The organism is Amycolatopsis thermoflava N1165 (genome assembly GCF_000473265.1).
GTDB classification, from domain to species: Bacteria; Actinomycetota; Actinomycetes; order Mycobacteriales; family Pseudonocardiaceae; genus Amycolatopsis_E; species Amycolatopsis_E thermoflava.
Map to the genome: position 1 here is coordinate 7,085,049 of NZ_KI421511.1, position 15,799 is coordinate 7,100,847.

The 15,799-nt window shown below is 71.4% G+C and carries 12 protein-coding genes; 8 read left to right on the forward strand and 4 right to left on the reverse strand.

Annotated features, from left to right (window positions below; all coding sequences use genetic code 11):
• Positions 1-6 precede the first annotated feature (6 nt).
• Both mtrB and AMYTH_RS0135210 read left to right on the forward strand, forming a co-directional pair.
• A complete protein-coding gene (gene mtrB / locus AMYTH_RS0135205; protein ID WP_228685087.1) occupies positions 7-1,701 on the forward strand; it encodes an MtrAB system histidine kinase MtrB in 1,695 nt (564 codons plus the stop codon).
• Between the two features lie 775 nt (positions 1,702-2,476).
• On the forward strand, positions 2,477-4,222 hold the full coding sequence (locus AMYTH_RS0135210) for an LpqB family beta-propeller domain-containing protein (protein ID WP_027934155.1): 1,746 nt from the start codon (positions 2,477-2,479) through the stop codon (positions 4,220-4,222).
• Between the two features lie 356 nt (positions 4,223-4,578).
• Here the strand turns inward: AMYTH_RS0135210 and AMYTH_RS0135215 are convergent, their stop codons facing one another.
• Positions 4,579-5,232: a ComF family protein gene (locus tag AMYTH_RS0135215; protein WP_027934156.1), complete on the reverse strand. Its 654-nt coding sequence runs from the start codon at positions 5,230-5,232 to the stop codon at positions 4,579-4,581.
• Positions 5,233-5,898: 666 nt separating this feature from the next.
• Between AMYTH_RS0135215 and hpf the strand changes: the two genes are divergently transcribed.
• Positions 5,899-6,585 carry a ribosome hibernation-promoting factor, HPF/YfiA family gene (hpf, locus tag AMYTH_RS0135220; protein ID WP_027934157.1) on the forward strand — a complete coding sequence of 229 codons (687 nt, stop codon included), beginning with the start codon at positions 5,899-5,901 and terminating at the stop codon, positions 6,583-6,585.
• 197 nt (positions 6,586-6,782) lie between these two features.
• Positions 6,783-9,596, forward strand: a complete 2,814-nt coding sequence (gene secA, locus AMYTH_RS0135225; protein WP_027934158.1) for a preprotein translocase subunit SecA — start codon at positions 6,783-6,785, stop codon at positions 9,594-9,596.
• Between the two features lie 346 nt (positions 9,597-9,942).
• Here secA and AMYTH_RS0135230 read toward each other — a convergent pair whose 3' ends face one another.
• Positions 9,943-10,377 carry an Rv3235 family protein gene (locus tag AMYTH_RS0135230; protein ID WP_027934159.1) on the reverse strand — a complete coding sequence of 145 codons (435 nt, stop codon included), beginning with the start codon at positions 10,375-10,377 and terminating at the stop codon, positions 9,943-9,945.
• A 102-nt stretch (positions 10,378-10,479) separates the two neighbouring features.
• Here AMYTH_RS0135230 and AMYTH_RS0135235 point away from each other — a divergent pair, with 102 nt between their 5' ends.
• A complete protein-coding gene (locus AMYTH_RS0135235; protein WP_027934160.1) occupies positions 10,480-10,860 on the forward strand; it encodes an HAD-IA family hydrolase in 381 nt (126 codons plus the stop codon).
• Here the strand turns inward: AMYTH_RS0135235 and AMYTH_RS0135240 are convergent.
• Positions 10,838-11,596, reverse strand: coding sequence for a TrmH family RNA methyltransferase (locus AMYTH_RS0135240; RefSeq protein WP_027934161.1), 759 nt, complete (start codon positions 11,594-11,596; stop codon positions 10,838-10,840). The genes AMYTH_RS0135235 and AMYTH_RS0135240 overlap by 23 nt on opposite strands.
• A 35-nt stretch (positions 11,597-11,631) precedes the next feature.
• Here AMYTH_RS0135240 and AMYTH_RS0135245 point away from each other — a divergent pair, with 35 nt between their 5' ends.
• The 3 genes from AMYTH_RS0135245 to pruA are packed head-to-tail and all read left to right on the forward strand — an operon-like array spanning position 11,632 to position 15,193.
• Positions 11,632-13,038 (forward strand): WS/DGAT/MGAT family O-acyltransferase, encoded by a 1,407-nt coding sequence (locus AMYTH_RS0135245; protein WP_027934162.1) that lies wholly within the window; start codon positions 11,632-11,634, stop codon positions 13,036-13,038.
• Complete coding sequence (locus AMYTH_RS0135250) at positions 13,035-13,535, forward strand: DUF6912 family protein (RefSeq protein ID WP_027934163.1); 501 nt, start codon at positions 13,035-13,037, stop codon at positions 13,533-13,535. Before AMYTH_RS0135245 ends, AMYTH_RS0135250 begins: the two co-directional genes overlap by 4 nt.
• A gap of 29 nt (positions 13,536-13,564) precedes the next feature.
• Positions 13,565-15,193, forward strand: a complete 1,629-nt coding sequence (gene pruA, locus AMYTH_RS0135255) for an L-glutamate gamma-semialdehyde dehydrogenase (protein WP_027934164.1) — start codon at positions 13,565-13,567, stop codon at positions 15,191-15,193.
• Here pruA and AMYTH_RS46325 read toward each other — a convergent pair.
• Positions 15,190-15,549: a hypothetical protein gene (locus tag AMYTH_RS46325; protein ID WP_228685089.1), complete on the reverse strand. Its 360-nt coding sequence runs from the start codon at positions 15,547-15,549 to the stop codon at positions 15,190-15,192. The genes pruA and AMYTH_RS46325 overlap by 4 nt on opposite strands.
• Between the last annotated feature and the right edge of the window lie 250 nt (positions 15,550-15,799).

Below are 15,799 nucleotides of genomic sequence, written 5' to 3' on the forward strand. Positions count from 1 at the left end.
AGACACATGAAGCGAAGAGTCCTGGCCTTCGTCCGCGCGGTGCTGCGACTGGCCCCCCGCGCGGGCGCCTACGCCCGTGGCCGCGCGGTCGCGTTCGGCGTGCTGTGGCGGCGGTCGCTGCAGTTCAAGGTGACCGTGTCGACGCTCGCCCTGTCGTCGGCGGTCGGTCTCGTGCTGGGCATGGTGCTGCAGAACCAGATCACCCAGCGCCTCACCGACACCAAGCGGCAGGCCGCCGTCGCGCAGACCCTGCAGGTCGTGCGCACGGCGGAGAACGAGCTGGTCGGCATCAGCGACCAGGACGCGCTGGCCGACCGGCTGCAGAACGCGCTGAAGAAGATCACCAGCAGCTCGTCGGAGGACCAGGGCACCGCGGCGTCGGCGGCGGGCGCGTTCGAGCCGGTGCTGACCGCGGGCGGGGAGGACTCGACCGACTCGGCCGGGCCGATCACCAAGGTGCCGGACGGCCTGCAGCGGTTCGTCGAGAACAACCAGGTCGCCTGGCAGATCAACACCGACACCGACGCGGACGGCACCCGCACGACGCACCTGATCGTCGGCGCGCCGGTCACCAGCACCGGCCGCCCGATCCAGCTGTACCTGCTGTTCCCGATGACCGCGGAGCAGAACACCGTCCAGACGGTGCAGAACACGCTGCTGGTCGGTGGTCTCGTGCTGCTGGTCCTGCTGGCCGGCATCGCGAACCTGGTTACCCGGCAGGTCGTGCGCCCGGTCCGGCAGGCCGCGGCGGCCGCCGCCCGGTTCGCGGGTGGTGAGCTGGACGAACGTCTGCCGGTGACGGGTGAGGACGACCTGTCGAAGCTCGCCGTGTCCTACAACGAGATGGCGGCGAGCATCCAGCACCAGATCCGGCAGCTGGAGGAGTTCGGCACGCTGCAGCGCCGGTTCACCTCGGACGTGTCGCACGAGCTGCGGACCCCGTTGACGACGGTGCGGATGGCGGCGGACGTGCTGCACGCGTCGCGTGAGCAGTTCCCCGCCGGGCTGGCTCGGTCCACCGAGTTGCTGGTCGACGAGCTGGACCGGTTCGAGGCGCTTCTCGGCGACCTGCTGGAGATCAGCAGGCTGGACGCCGGTGTCGAGGAGCTGGCCGCGGAGTTCATCGACGTGTCGTCGATCGCGCGGCGCGCGGTGGAGCAGGTGCGGGTGATCGCGGGCAACGCGGAAACCGAGATCGAGCTGGAGCTGCCCGAGGAGGAGACGCTCGCCGAGATCGACGCCCGCCGCGTCGAGCGGATCCTGCGCAACCTGCTGGCCAACGCGGTCGACCACAGCGAGGGCAACCCGGTGCGGCTCACGCTGGCGGCGAACGAGCACGCGGTCGCGATCACAGTCCGGGACCACGGTGTCGGCCTGCGGCCAGGGGAGGCCGACCTGGTGTTCAACCGGTTCTGGCGCGCGGACCCGTCGCGCAACCGCCGCACCGGCGGCACCGGACTGGGGCTGGCGATCAGCCACGAGGACGCCCGCCTGCACGGCGGCCAGCTGGAGGCGTGGGGCGCGCCAGGGCACGGCGCGTGCTTCCGGCTGACGCTGCCGCGCAAGCAGGACGAGCCCTTCGAGGAGAGCCCGCTGCCCCTGGTCCCGGACGACGCTCCGGCGACCAACGGGCACCTGCAGATCGGCCTGCCGACCGAGTACACGATCACGATCGGCGAGATGCGCAAGGAGGACGCATGAGTGAGCTGCCCGCGACGCCGCTCAAGCGCCCCAGCCCGCGGTTCCGTGTGGTGCGCGGCGCCGGCCCCGTGAGCGCTGCTGTTCCGCTGCGTTTCGACCGGGCACGCGGCGGCCACTCTTCGGGCGCGGCCCGGCCCGGGGTGGGGCGGTCATTCGGCGCGGCCTTGCCTGGGGTGGGGCGGTCTGTGGGTGTGGCCCTGCCTGGGGTGGGGCGGTCTGTGGGCGTGGCTCTGCCTGGGGCGGGGTGGTCTGTGGGCGTGGCTCTGCCCGGGGTGGGGCGGTCATTCGGCGCGGCCCGGCCTGAGGTGGGGCGGTCTGTGGGTGCGGCCGTGCCTGGGGTGGGGCGGTCTGTGGGTGTGGCCCGGCCCGGGGCACTTCGCTCCGTAGGCGCAGTTCTTCCCGGGGCGGCGGCTTCCTCCTGGAGTGCAGCTGGTCTTGAGGCGGGTCGGTCTTTGGGTGCAGCTGTTCCCGGGCGGCGCCGCTTCTCGAGCTCGGCTGCTCCCGGGACACGTCGCACCTTGAGCGCAATCCTTCCCGAAGTGGGCCGCCTCTCTGCTGTTGCCGGGGCGGGTCGCTGCTTGAGCGCAGTCCTTCCCGAGGTGGGCCGTCTCTCTGCTGTTGCCGGGGCGGGTCGCTCCTTGAGCGCAGCCGTTCCCGGGGTGTGCCCCTCCTTCGGCGGAGCTGTTCTCGGGGCCGCTCGCTCGTTGAGCGCGGCCCTGCCCGAAGCGCGGCTCCCGCTGGCCGGCCGGGCGCGGCTGTCCACCCGGGAGGGCATGTGAGGGTCCTGCCGCGCCTGTTCGCCTTGTTCGCCTGCCTTGTGCTCGCCGCGGGGTGTGCGAACGTGCCCGAGGAATCGCAGCCCGTCGCCGTTCCGCAGCAGGAGCTTGGGCAGCCGGTCAACCCGGACGTGCCGCAGCCGGCGAAGGACCTGGACGCGCTGACCGTCGTCCGCGACTTCGTCCGCGCGAGCGCCCAGCCGATCAGCAACAACGCCGCCGCGCGCATGTACCTCGACGAGGGAGCGGGCAAGGCGTGGACGCCCGGCAAGGTCATCACGATCATCGACGACGTATTCGCCACCGTCCCGGCCACCGGCGCGGACACGACGGCGAACCCGAACGAGGTCAACGTCGTGCTGCGCGGCACCGGCCTGGGCACGCTGCGTGAGGACGGCGCGTTCATCTCGCTGCGCACGCCGGTCGAGCTGAAGCTGCTGGTGCGGCGCCAGTCCGACGGGCAGTGGCGGATCACGAACCCGCCGCCGAACCTCGTGATGCCCTACAGCGACTTCACCGCGAACTACGTGCGGGTCCAGGCGTTCTTCTTCGCGCAGGACTCGAACACGGTGGTCCCCGACCTGCGGTACGTGGCGGGCAAGCCGCAGACCGGCCTTGCCGGGCGCGTGGTCGGGCTGCTGCTGGCCGGGCCGTCGACGAGCCTGGTCGGCGCGGTGCGGAACCTCCTTCCCGAGGATGCGAACACCGAAGGCAACGTGACGACCGCGCCGGACGGCGCGCTCGTCGTCCCGCTGACCGGCGTGGCCGACCAGACCGCGGACGTGCGGCGGCTGATCGCCGCGCAAATCGTGCTGTCGCTGCAGTCGGTGACCACGAACCGGGTGCGGCTGTTGTCCGACGGCGCCCCGCTGGTGGACGGGCACGAGGACTGGGTGCCGAGTGACCTGCCGTCCTACACGGCGCTGGCCTCGCCGAGCGCGGACCAGCCCGGGCTGGTGACCGTAAATGGGCGGGTGCGCTCGCTCGGTGACGGTTCGCTGATCTCCGGCCCGGCCGGCCAGGGCAGCGGTTACCAGGTGGCGAGCGCGGCCCAGTCGATCGACGGGCGTCAGCTGGCGATCGTCGAGTACGCCGACGGGCGGCAGCGGTTGCGGGTCGGCCAGTTCGGCAAGGACGCGGCCGCTGTCGACCTCGCGGGCGCGACGATGACCCGGCCGACCTGGCGGCCCACGGCCACCGCGGACGGTTCCGGTGAGGTGTGGACCGTCGTGGACGGGCAGACGGTGGTCCGCGCGCTGCGGACGCCGGACGGCAGCTGGGTGCCGCAGGTGGTGAACGCCGATGAGATCCTCCAGGTCGGTCCGATCAGTGTGCTGCGGTTGTCCCGCGACGGCGCGCGGGCCGCGGTGGTCGCCGGCGGGCAGTTGCTCGTGGCGTCGGTGGTGCGCGCCCAGGACTCGGTGACGCTGCGGGCGCCGCGGATCCTGCAGGGCGGCACCCTGGGTGGGGTCGTGGACGTCGACTGGCTCAGCCAGGACGCCCTGGTCGCCGCCACGACCATGCCGTCGCAGCCGGTGGTCAAGATCCCGATCGACGGGCTCCGGCTCGACCCGTTCAACATCTCGAACCTGACGCTCCCGGTCCACGCCATCACCGCCGCGCCCGGCCGGTCGATCGTCGTCGCCGACGACGGTGGCCTGTGGACGGCCTCGGACGTCGGCGAAGTGTGGCGCCCGCACCCGCACAGCTTCGGCGGCAACGCCTCGCCGTTCTACCCGGGCTGATCTTCGGGCGCGAGGCAACGCCCCTCGCTGTGGAGACTTCAGGGTCACGGCGCGGCGGTCGGCGCCAGTGTCGTGCTCGTCTGCCAGTCGCCGGTGGCGGGTGTTCGGGGGCAGGTGGTGATCACCGCGCGTGGTGGCGTGTAGCAGAGTGACCGGGGTTGATCTTCGGGCGTGCGGCAGCGAGCGGCGGGGTCTCCAGGTCACCGGGCGGCGGTCGGCGCCAGTGCCGAGCTCGCCTGCCAGCCACGGGTGGCGGGTGTCCGGGTGCAGGTGGTGATCACCGCGGGTGGTGGCGTCTAGCAGAGTGACCGGGGTTGATCTTCGGGCGCGCGCAGCGAGCAGCGGAGGTCTCCAGCTCACCGAGCGGCGGTCAGCATTAGTGCCGCGCTCACCTCCCATCCTCCGGCGGCGAGTGTCCGGGTGCACGCCGCGATCGTCGCGCCGGTGGTGGTCACGTCGTCCAGCAGGACAACCGGGGCGCCGGGCGGTGGGTGGCCCCGCGGGTCGAGCCGGAGCCGGCCGGCGAGGTTTTCCGCGCGCTGGTCGCGGTCGAGCCCTACCGCGTCGCGGGCCCGGGACGACAACCACAGCGCCGGCGCGACGGCGGCCGCGTGCCCGGCGCGCGCCAGGTGCGCCGCGCACCGCCGGGCCAGGCGGAGCAGGTGCGCGCCACCCCGCTGCCGGGACGCCGACCGGCGCGACGGGGCCGGGACCAGCCACCAGATCCCGTCCGGGGCCGCCCTGGCCTCGGGGAGATGGGGCACCGCGGCCGCCATCGCCCGCCCCAGCGGATCGGCCAGGTCCCGGCGGCCGCGTTCCTTGTAGGCCAGCACCAGTCGGCGTGCGGTGCCCTCGTAGGCGGCCAGCGCGTAGACCGGCACCCCGGCCGAACCGCGTGGAGCCGGGTGCGGGCGGGCGAGGTCGAGCAGGCAGGCCGCGCAGCAGGCGGCGCCGGCCACCCCGCAGCCGGCGCACAGGACGGGGAGGAGCAGATCCAATGCGAGCTTCATGCGGAGAGTGTGCGGATGGGCACCGACAGTTTCGGGCGTCCCGGCCACCACGGGCCGGCGATTAGATCAAATGGACCAACGAGCCCGGCCGTCGAGGAGCGCGCAAACCCGGCGCTTCGTCCAACCGCAACTGATCGACGTTCAAGAATCTTCCTTGTGTGACAAGGAATCTCGCGTCTGTCACCCACCCGGGCGCAACTCGCCGGGAACGCGAGGCGGTCCCCGGCCGTTGTCGGGACATGAGGCCCTGGAACGCCGGAGCGGCTCACCCGCAAGCATCCAGGGGAGTGCTGCGGCCGGAGCGCGGTTCCGTCACCCACGGGGCTGGACGCCGGAAAACGGCTCAATGTCAAGGTGAAAACCGGTCTCGCGTCCTGCTCCGAACGGAGCAGCAGGTCAGCGTGCCCGGACGGGTTCGGACGCGCACCGTCACCGGTTCCCGATCCGTGACATCCCCCGGCTCGGGGGGTTTTGTGATCCGCGTTACCGCGCTAGCGTGCTGCGCTATAGCAAGTCCCGCCGGCAGGGAGGTGAACAGCCGATGACCCTGGCGCCGACGGAAGATTGACCCCCGGTTCTGCCATCAGACCGGTCGGGCGGGAGCGGCGTCGGCGCCGATCCATCAGGAGAGCTCTCGAACTCATTCCGCAATGAGGGAGGTCGTGTATGGAAATCGTCGTCAAAGGCCGTAACGTCGAGGTGCCGGATCACTACCGCACACACGTCGGTGACAAGCTCGAGCGCCTGGAGCGCTACGACAAGAAGGTCTTCCGCTACGAGGTCGAGCTCTTCCACGAGCCCAACCGCAGGCAGCTGAAGAACTGCCAGCGGGTGGAGATCACCGGCCGGGGCAAGGGCCCGGTCGTCCGGGCCGAGGCCACCGCGGGTGACTTCTACGCCGCCCTCGACACCGCTCTCAACAAGCTCGAGAACCGCCTTCGCAAGATGCACGACCGCCGGCGCGTCCACTACGGGCGCCGCTGTCCGGAATCCGTCGCCGAAGCGACGTCGAGCGCCGTCGCCGCGGGAGCGACGCCGGCCACCGGCCGCGCGTCGACCGCAGTGCTCGAGGCGCCGGCTCCCGTGGCCGAAGAGGTCGGGACCGCTCTCCCCGAGGACATCGAGCTGCCCACCCAGCAGCGCTGGGACGACCAGGCCGCCGAACACCTCCCCGGCCGGATCGTCCGGGAGAAGCACCACTCCGCCAAGCCCATGACCATCGACCAGGCCCTCTCCGAGATGGAGCTGGTCGGACACGACTTCTACCTCTTCAACGACGTCGAGGCCGGCGTCCCCAGCGTCGTCTACCGGCGCAAGGGCTTCGCCTACGGCGTGATCCGCCTCGACCACTAGCGGCGTCCGGAACGGCCCGCGCGCGACCAGCGCGCGGGCCGTTTCGCGCATGTTCGCACGTTGCGTGCGCCGACGCGCGCACCTTCCCTACGATGGAGGGTGCGCACGACCCGCACCACGGGTCGGAGAGGTGTCGGACACGGCGCGGTCCAGGGACTGAGCCTGGGTGCGTCCCAACAGCTAGTGAGGTCGACCGGATGGTTCTCAACCGCCTGCTGCGTGCGGGCGAGGGCAAGATGATCAAGCGGCTGCGCAACATCGCCGAACACATCAACACCCTCGAAGACGAGGTGAAGGACCTCACCGACGACGAGCTGCGTGCGAAGACCGCCGAGTTCCGCGAGCGGCACGACGGCGGGGACGGCGAGTCGCTGGACGACCTGCTGCCCGAGGCGTTCGCGGTGGCCCGCGAGGCCGCCCTGCGGGTGCTCGGCCAGCGCCCCTACGACGTCCAGCTGATGGGTGGCGCGGCGCTGCACCTCGGCCAGGTCGCCGAGATGAAGACCGGTGAGGGCAAGACCCTGACCTCGGTCCTGCCGGTGTACCTGAACGCGATCTCCGGCAAGGGCGTCCACGTCGTCACCACCAACGACTACCTCGCCAAGCGCGACTCGGAGTGGATGGGCCGCGTCCACCGCTTCCTCGGTCTCGAGGTCGGCGCGATCCTCTCCGAGATGACGCCCGCGGAGCGCCGCAAGGCCTACCACGCCGACATCACCTACGGCACGAACAACGAGTTCGGCTTCGACTACCTGCGCGACAACATGGCGTGGAGCCTGGACGACTGCGTCCAGCGCGGCCACAACTTCGCCATCGTCGACGAGGTCGACTCGATCCTGATCGACGAGGCCAGGACGCCGCTGATCATCTCCGGCCCGGCCGAGCAGTCGGCCCGCTGGTACGTCGAGTTCGCCCGGATGGCGCCGCTGATGAAGCGCGACACCCACTACGAGGTCGACGAGCGCAAGCGGACCGTCGGTGTCACCGAGAAGGGCGTGGCCTTCATCGAGGACCAGCTCGGCATCGACAACCTGTACGAGTCGGCGAACACGCCGCTGGTCGGCTACCTGAACAACGCGCTCAAGGCCAAGGAGCTGTACAAGCGCGACAAGGACTACATCGTCCGCAACGGCGAGGTCCTGATCGTCGACGAGTTCACCGGCCGCATCCTGGCCGGCCGCCGCTACAACGAGGGCATGCACCAGGCGATCGAGGCCAAGGAAGGCGTCGAGATCAAGGCGGAGAACCAGACGCTCGCCACGATCACGCTGCAGAACTACTTCCGCCTCTACGACCGCCTCGCCGGCATGACCGGTACCGCCGAGACCGAGGCCGCGGAGTTCCACCAGACCTACAAGCTGGGTGTGGTGCCGATCCCGACCAACCGGCCGATGGTCCGCAAGGACCAGCCGGACCTGATCTACAAGACCGAGGAGGCGAAGTTCGAGGCGGTCGCCGAGGACATCGCCGAGCGGCACGCCAAGGGCCAGCCGGTGCTGGTCGGCACCACCAGCGTCGAGAAGTCCGAGTACCTGTCGAAGCTGCTGGTCAAGCTGAACGTGCCGCACGAGGTGCTGAACGCGAAGTACCACGACCGGGAAGCGCTGATCATCGCGCGCGCCGGCCGCAAGGGCGCTGTCACGGTCGCGACCAACATGGCCGGCCGCGGTACCGACATCGTGCTGGGCGGCAACCCGGACATCATCGCCGACGAGCGGCTGCGCGAGCGCGGCCTGGACCCGGTCGAGAACTCGGCCGAGTACGAGGCCCTGTGGCCGAAGGTGCTCGAAGAGGTCAAGGCCGAGGTCAAGGCCGAGGCCGAGGAGGTCCGCGAGGCAGGCGGCCTGTACGTGCTGGGCACCGAGCGGCACGAGTCGCGGCGCATCGACAACCAGCTGCGCGGCCGCTCCGGCCGTCAGGGCGACCCCGGTGAGTCGCGGTTCTACCTGTCGCTCGGTGACGAGCTCATGCGCCGGTTCAACGCGGTGATGGTCGAGCGCGTCATGACGACCATGCGGCTGCCCGACGACATGCCGATCGAGCACAAGATGGTCTCGCGGGCCATCAAGAGCGCTCAGACGCAGGTCGAGCAGCAGAACATGGAGATCCGCAAGAACGTCCTCAAGTACGACGAGGTCATGAACCAGCAGCGCAAGGTGATCTACGCCGAGCGCCGCCGTGTCCTCGAGGGCGAGGACCTCTCCGAGCAGATGCAGCACATGCTGGTCGACGTGCTCACCGCGTACGTCGACGGCGCCACGGCCGAGGGCTACGCCGAGGACTGGGACCACGAGAAGCTGTGGACCGCGCTCAAGCAGCTCTACCCGGTGTCGCTGAACTGGGAAGACCTGATGGAGGAGCACGAGGACCTCAGTGCCGAGGTGCTCCGGGACGCGCTGGTCGAGGACGCGAAGGCGGCCTACGCGCGGCGCGAGGCCGACATCGACGCGCGGGTCGGCGAGGGCGCGATGCGGCAGCTGGAGCGGCAGGTGCTGCTCTCGGTGCTGGACCGGAAGTGGCGTGAGCACCTCTACGAGATGGACTACCTCAAGGAGGGCATCGGCCTGCGGGCCATGGCGCAGCGCGACCCGCTGATCGAGTACCAGCGCGAGGGCTTCGACATGTTCAACGCCATGCTGGACTCGCTGAAGGAGGAGGCCGTCGGCTTCCTGTTCAACCTGCAGGTCGAGGCGGCGCAGCCGCAGGAGGCGGCGGCTCCGGCCGCCGCCGCAGCCGCGCCTGCGGCGGGCAACGGGCGTCACGCGCAGCCCGTGCCGCAGCAGCAGCCCGAGCCGCCGCGCTCCCCGGTGCCGAGCGCGCTGCGCGGCAAGGGGCTCGGCAACGAGAACCCGCAGCAGGGCCTGACCTTCTCCGGGCCGGCCGAGCAGGGCGGCGTGCAGTCCCGCGGGACGGCCACGGCGTCCTCCGACGGCCAGGGCGCGGCGGGCACGCGGCGGGAGCGTCGCGCGGCTGCCCGCACTCAGGCGAAGAAGACCAAGAAGCGTCGCTGAGCTGGGCGTTTCCGCGGGGGCGGCACCGGTTGGTGCCGCCCCCGCGTTTTTCGGTGGGCGGCTCTCGGGGCGGGCGTGGGTCCGCTGGTGGGTTGGCCTGGGGTGGGTGAGTGGTGCCGCAGCCGCGTGCTTGGCGGCCGTTGCGGCACGCCTGGTGCCCGCTGGGCGACGATGCAGGTGGGCGAGTGCCGCTGCGCCCAGAGGGCACCGCGCCTTGGCGCGTGGTACCCCACGCCTGTTGGGTGTGCGCCCGCTGGGCCTGCAGATTGGCGCACAGCGCACGCGCGGCAGGTGGGGTGCGCGGCTCCGGCTCCTGGCAGGGCCGCCAGGAGCTGGAGCCTGCAGGTCAGCGGTGTCTCTGCGGCTGCACCACGGTGAAGAAGCCGCACCGCCAGCCGGCTTCGGAGTGTTCGAACCTCGCCATCACGGCCGTCGCCCGGCGGTCGGCGTGGGCGGTTCCGCAGATTTCGATCGTGCCGGGCGCGCTGTGGCTCGCCCGCACCGACTTCACCGTGTAGCGCGGGCCGGGCGATGGCGGCGCGCCCCGCAGGTGCTGGTACATCCGCGGCGTGACCACCGCCCGCAACTGGCCCGGCGCGCGCCGTCCGGAGCGGACTTCCAGGATTGCCGTCAGGACGGTCCTCGCGTGGCGCAGTTCGAGCGGTTCGCCCGGACGGCCGCGCCGCCACGTGCGGGCGGCACCCGCCTGTTCCGGAATCGAATCCGGCGGCGCCGCGCCACGGTTCGGTTCGTACGGGTACAGCTTGCACAGTCCGGTCATCGGTCCCCCTCGGTCGAGTCATGCCGCTCCCTAGAGCGGCACTCCCGGGAGAACCGGACAGCCTTGGCCCGATGGTGTGAACGGGGCCGGTAGGGTCCGCACGTGCTGCGAGGACTGGTGCTCGACTACGCCGGTGTCCTGACCGATCCGGACGCCGCCGAACTGCTGGCCGCCGTTGATGCCCTGCGCCAACGCGGAATCCGGACCGCCGTGCTGTCCAATGCGGACGGTGGCGCCGGCCGCGGGGGTCTCGCCCGCCACTTCGACGCGTTCGTCTTCTCCGGCGAGGTCGGCATCGCCAAACCGGATCCGCGGGTCTTCCGGCTCACCGCCGAACGCCTCGGCCTCTCCGTCACCGGGTGCGTCATGGTCGACGACTCGCGGGTCAACGTCGACGGCGCCACCGCCGCCGGCATGGTCGGCGTGCACCACACCTCGGTGGCGGACACGCTCGCCGAACTCAGCGCGTTGTTCCCCGCCTGACCAGTTCGAAGCACAGCACCGCCGCGGCCGCGGACACGTTCAGCGATTCGACCTCGCCCGGCATCGGGATCGACAGCCACCCGGTCACCAGCGACGCGACCTCGTCGCTCACCCCCGCCGTCTCCCCGCCGAGCACGAACGCCGCCCGCTCCGGCAACGGCGCCTCGAACAGCGACGATCCGCCCTGTGCACCAAGTGCATACAATCCGTATCCAGCCTCGGCCAGCATGGACGCGGCTTCGGCCGCCGTGGCGCAGCGGAGGACCGGCGCGCGGAACGCGACCCCCGCCGAGGCCTTCACGACCAGCGGATCCAGGGCCGCCACACCCCGCCGCGGCACGACGATCCCGCCGAGGCCGGCCGCCGTCGCGGTGCGCAGGATCATCCCGACGTTCGCCGGCGTGGTGATGCCGTCCAGCAGCAGCACCCGCGCCGGCGCGTCGGCCAGCGCGGCGCTCAGCGGCCGCATGCGGGGCGCGACCACGTCCGCCAGCACGCCCTGGTCCTGCTTGCCGTTGCCGGCCAGCACCTTCACCCGGTGCGCGCTCGCCCGCTGCACCGGCACGCCCGCCGCCTTCGCCGCACGCTGGATCTCCGCCGCGGCCGGACCGCGGGCGGTGTCGGCGAGGATGACCTTGTCCACCCGCAGCTCCGGGTCGTCCAGGGCTTCCAGCACCGGTTTGCGCCCGTAGACGGTCAGGAATCGGTCTTTCGGGGAGACGGTCGTTTCAGCCACGCCCCCAGTGAACCAGGATGTGTCAGGATCGCCTCATGCCCGACCGCCTTTCCGCCCTCGACGCGTCGTTCCTCTACCTGGAGGACGCGACGACGCCGATGCACGTGGGCGGCGTCGCGGTCTTCGAGCGGCCGCGCGACGGGTTCGACTACGAGCAGCTCCTGTGCCTGGTCGGTCAGCGCCTCGCGTTCCTGCCGCGCTACCGGCAGCGCGTGCTGAACGTGCCCGGTCACCTCGCCCGCCCGGTGTGGGTGGACGACGTCGACTTCGACCTCAACTACCACGTCCGGCGCTCAGCGCTGCCCGGCCCGGGCACCGACGACCAGCTGTACGACCTGGTCGCCCGCCTGATGGCCCGGCCGATGGACCACGAGCGCCCGCTGTGGGAGGCCTACTTCATCGAAGGGCTCGCGGGCGACCGGGTCGCGCTGGTCACCAAGACCCACCAGTCCGTCGTGGACGGCGCCGGCACCGTTGAGCTGGGACAGCTGATCCTGGACACGATGCCGCAGGCCTGTGAGCCGTACGAGGACACCTGGACGCCCCGCCGCCTGCCCAGCCCCGCCCAGCTGGTGCTCGACGCGGTCAGCGAGGCGGTCCGCCGTCCGGGTGAACTCGTCGAGAACGTGCGTGACGTGGTGAGCGACCTGTCCGCCACGGCGGGCAAGGTCACCGACGCGGTCGGCGGGGTCGCCGCCGCGGTCCACCGGGTCCTGCAGCCGGCGCCGTCCGGGCCGCTCAACCGGCACGTCTCCGGTGGCCGCGTGTTCGACGTGGTGCGCACGCGGCTGGAGGACTACCGCAAGATCCGCGCCGAGCACGGCGTCACGGTCAACGACATCGTCCTCGCCGCGATCACCGGAGCCCTGCGTGAGTGGCTGCTGTCCCGCGGCGAGGGCGTTTCGGAGGCGACCACGGTCCGCGCGCTGGTCCCGCTGGCGGTGCTCGAACCGGACACCGTCGAGTTCTCCCCGGCCGGGCTGGTCAACAACGAGGTCGAGCCGTACCTGGTGGACCTGCCCGTTGGCGAGCCAAGCCCGGTCCTGCGGCTCCAGCACATCAGCCACACGCTGCGGGCGCACGCCGACTCGGGCCGTTCGGTGGCCGCCCGCGCGATGCTCAAGGTGGGCGGGTTCGCCCCGGCGACGATGCACGCGCTCGCCGCCCGTGCGGCGGGCTCGTTCTCCGGGCGCATCTTCAACCTGGTGGTCATCAACTCGCCGGGGCCGCAGGTGCCGCTGTACGCGGGGCAGGCGAGGATGACCGAGATGTTCCCGGTGATCCCGCTGGCGCGCAACCAGGCGCTGGCCATCGGGGTCACGTCCTACCACGGTGGCGTCTACTTCGGACTCAACGGCGACCGCAAGGCGCTGTCCGATGTGGACGTCCTCGCGGGGATGATCGAGGATTCGCTGGAAGAGCTGAAGGGTGCGAGCTGGTGAGGGTCTACCTTCCGGGCACGATCGGAATGCTGCGCAGGCTGGTGGCGGACGGCAGGCTGCAGCCGCCCGGCGGGACGGGCTTCGCCCTGACCCCGGCGCTGCGCGAGTCCTACCTCAGCGGGGACACCGAGGAGCTGGAGTACGTCGCGCTGCTGGACGCCGCTCGCGCGTCGCTGCGGCTGATCGGGGCAGCCGAGGAGGACGCCAAGGAGCTCCCGCGCCGGGTGGTGATCTCGGTCGACGTCGAGAACGCGACGCCGCGGCCGGACCTGGACGCGCCGGTGGTGAAGCTGTCCGGGCCGATCAGCTACGAGGACGTCGCGGCCGTGCACGTCGACGCGGAGGAGGCCGAGGAGGCCGTGCGCGCGGCCGCTCAGGTCGTCGACGCCGCGGACCTCGGCGACCCGGACGCGGAGTTCGTCCTCGGGGAGGCGGAGGACCACGAACTGGCCTGGTACGCGCCTCAGGAGCTGCCGTTCCTCCTCGACCTGCTCTAGCGTTTACAGCAGCCGTCGAGGAGGTAGGCATGGACGCCATCACGAACGTGCCCGTCCCGGTCAACGAGCCCGTCCGGACCTACGCGCCGGGCAGTCCCGAGCGGGAGTCCCTGCAACGCCGGATCGCCGAGCTGGAGGGCGACAAGCACGAGCTGCCGCAGACCATCGGCGGCAGGCGGCGGATGGCGGGCGGGGACACCTTCGACGTCGTCCAGCCGCACGACCACGCGCACGTGCTGGGCACGTCGGCGCAGGCCACCCGCGAGGACGTCGCGGACGCCGTGGCCGCCGCGAAGGAGGCCGCTCCCGCCTGGCGGGAGATGCCGTTCGACGAGCGCGCGGCGGTGTTCCTGCGCGCCGCGGACCTGATGGCCGGCCGGCACCGCGACACGCTCAACGCCGCGACGATCCTCGGCCAGTCGAAGTCGGTGCAGCAGGCCGAGATCGACGCCGCCTGCGAACTGATCGACTTCCTGCGGTTCAACGTGCACTACGCGCGCCGGATCCTCGCCGAGCAGCCGAACTCGGTGCCGGGCGCGTGGAACCGCATGGACTACCGGCCGCTGGACGGGTTCGTCGTGGCGATCACCCCGTTCAACTTCACCGCGATCGCGGGCAACCTGCCCAGCGCACCCGCGCTGATGGGCAACACGGTCGTCTGGAAGCCGACGCCGACCCAGCAGCTCGCCGCGCACTACACGATGCAGGTGTTCGAGGAGGCCGGCCTGCCGCCGGGCGTGATCAACCTGGTGACCGGTGACGGGCACGCGGTCAGCGAGGTCGCGCTCGCCGACCCCGGCTTCGCCGGCCTGCACTTCACCGGTTCGACGGCCACGTTCAAGTTCCTGTGGCGGCGGATCGCGGAGAACCTCGACACCTACGCCAGCTACCCGCGCATCGTCGGCGAGACCGGCGGCAAGGACTTCGTCGTCGCGCACGCCTCGGCGAACCGCGAGAAGCTGGTGGCCGGGCTCGTCCGTGGCGCGTTCGAGTACCAGGGGCAGAAGTGCTCCGCGGCCTCGCGTGCGTACATCCCGCGGTCGCTGTGGGACAGCGGGCTGCGGGACGAGCTGGCGGACCTGACGCGGACCGTGAAGTACGGCGACGTCGCGGACCTGTCGGTGTTCGGCGGAGCGGTGATCGACGCGCGGGCGTTCGCGAAGCACCAGCGGCTGCTGGACAGCGTGGACGCGGACAACGACCTCGACGTGCTGGTCGGCGGCCACTGCGACGACTCGATCGGGTACTTCGTCGAGCCGACCGTGCTGGTGTCCGACGATCCGGCGCACACCGCGTTCGCCACCGAGTACTTCGGCCCGATCCTCGCGGTGCACGTCTACGACGACGGCTCGTACGGCGAGATCCTCGAACTGGTCGACCGCACCTCGCCGTACGCGCTGACCGGCGCGGTGTTCGCCGACGACCGGGCCGCCGTGCAGCAGGCGCACCAGACGCTGCGGTTCGCGGCGGGCAACTTCTACGTCAACGACAAGCCGACCGGGTCGATCGTGAGCCAGCAGCCCTTCGGCGGTTCCCGCGGCTCCGGCACGAACGACAAGGCCGGGTCGATGTTCAACCTGCTCCGGTGGACGAGCCCGCGGTCGGTGAAGGAGACGTTCGACGCGCCCACCGCGATCGGCTACCCGCACATGGGTTAGCCGGCGGGCAGCTCGGCGACCTGGTCGGCAGGCGGGGCGGCGATGTCGACCGGCTCGCCCCAGCCGGTGTAGCGCATGGTCATCGGGCCCACCTGCGGGTCGCCCGCGGACGTGAGCCCGCTGAAGTCGAACAGCATCTGGGCGGGGAGCTGGTCGGCGTCGAGCCACAACTCCATCGGCGCCGTCCGGCCTGCCATCTCCGGCAGCCCGGAGGTCTTCCCCAGGTCGACGGTGATCCAGTAGTGGCTGACCTGCTGCCCGTCCAGCGTGGTCTGCTCGCTGCGGTCGATGGTGCCGCCCTTGCGGACGTCGTCGAGCACCTGGGCGGGATCGCTCTGGCCGGACTCGCGCATCATGGCGCCGAGTCGTTCTTTTCGGCGCCGTCGCGAGCTGAGCCGCTGAGCTGACGCCGTCGGCGATGTGCGCTATCTCCCGTGGCCACCCGGAAGGGGTGAAGCGCAGCTTCCCGATGGTGGGGAGGCACCGCGGTCCTCCTCGGGCAGGACCGAAATCGAACCGCTCGACGCGCTGGGCTCCGTCGGATCACCTCTGCCGGGTGAACTACCGGACATATGTCGCGAAGGGACACTCGCGTTACCGAAAACG

Bases quoted from the DNA above. Each gene is read 5' to 3' on its own strand.
- mtrB (WP_228685087.1), top strand. From the start codon at position 7: ATGAAGCGAAGAGTCCTGGCCTTCGTCCGCGCGGTGCTGCGACTGGCC.
- AMYTH_RS0135215 (WP_027934156.1), bottom strand. From the start codon at position 5,232: ATGAAGCTCGCATTGGATCTGCTCCTCCCCGTCCTGTGCGCCGGCTGC.
- hpf (WP_027934157.1), top strand. From the start codon at position 5,899: ATGGAAATCGTCGTCAAAGGCCGTAACGTCGAGGTGCCGGATCACTAC.
- secA (WP_027934158.1), top strand. From the start codon at position 6,783: ATGGTTCTCAACCGCCTGCTGCGTGCGGGCGAGGGCAAGATGATCAAG.
- AMYTH_RS0135230 (WP_027934159.1), bottom strand. From the start codon at position 10,377: ATGACCGGACTGTGCAAGCTGTACCCGTACGAACCGAACCGTGGCGCG.
- AMYTH_RS0135245 (WP_027934162.1), top strand. From the start codon at position 11,632: ATGCCCGACCGCCTTTCCGCCCTCGACGCGTCGTTCCTCTACCTGGAG.
- pruA (WP_027934164.1), top strand. From the start codon at position 13,565: ATGGACGCCATCACGAACGTGCCCGTCCCGGTCAACGAGCCCGTCCGG.
- AMYTH_RS46325 (WP_228685089.1), bottom strand. From the start codon at position 15,549: ATGATGCGCGAGTCCGGCCAGAGCGATCCCGCCCAGGTGCTCGACGAC.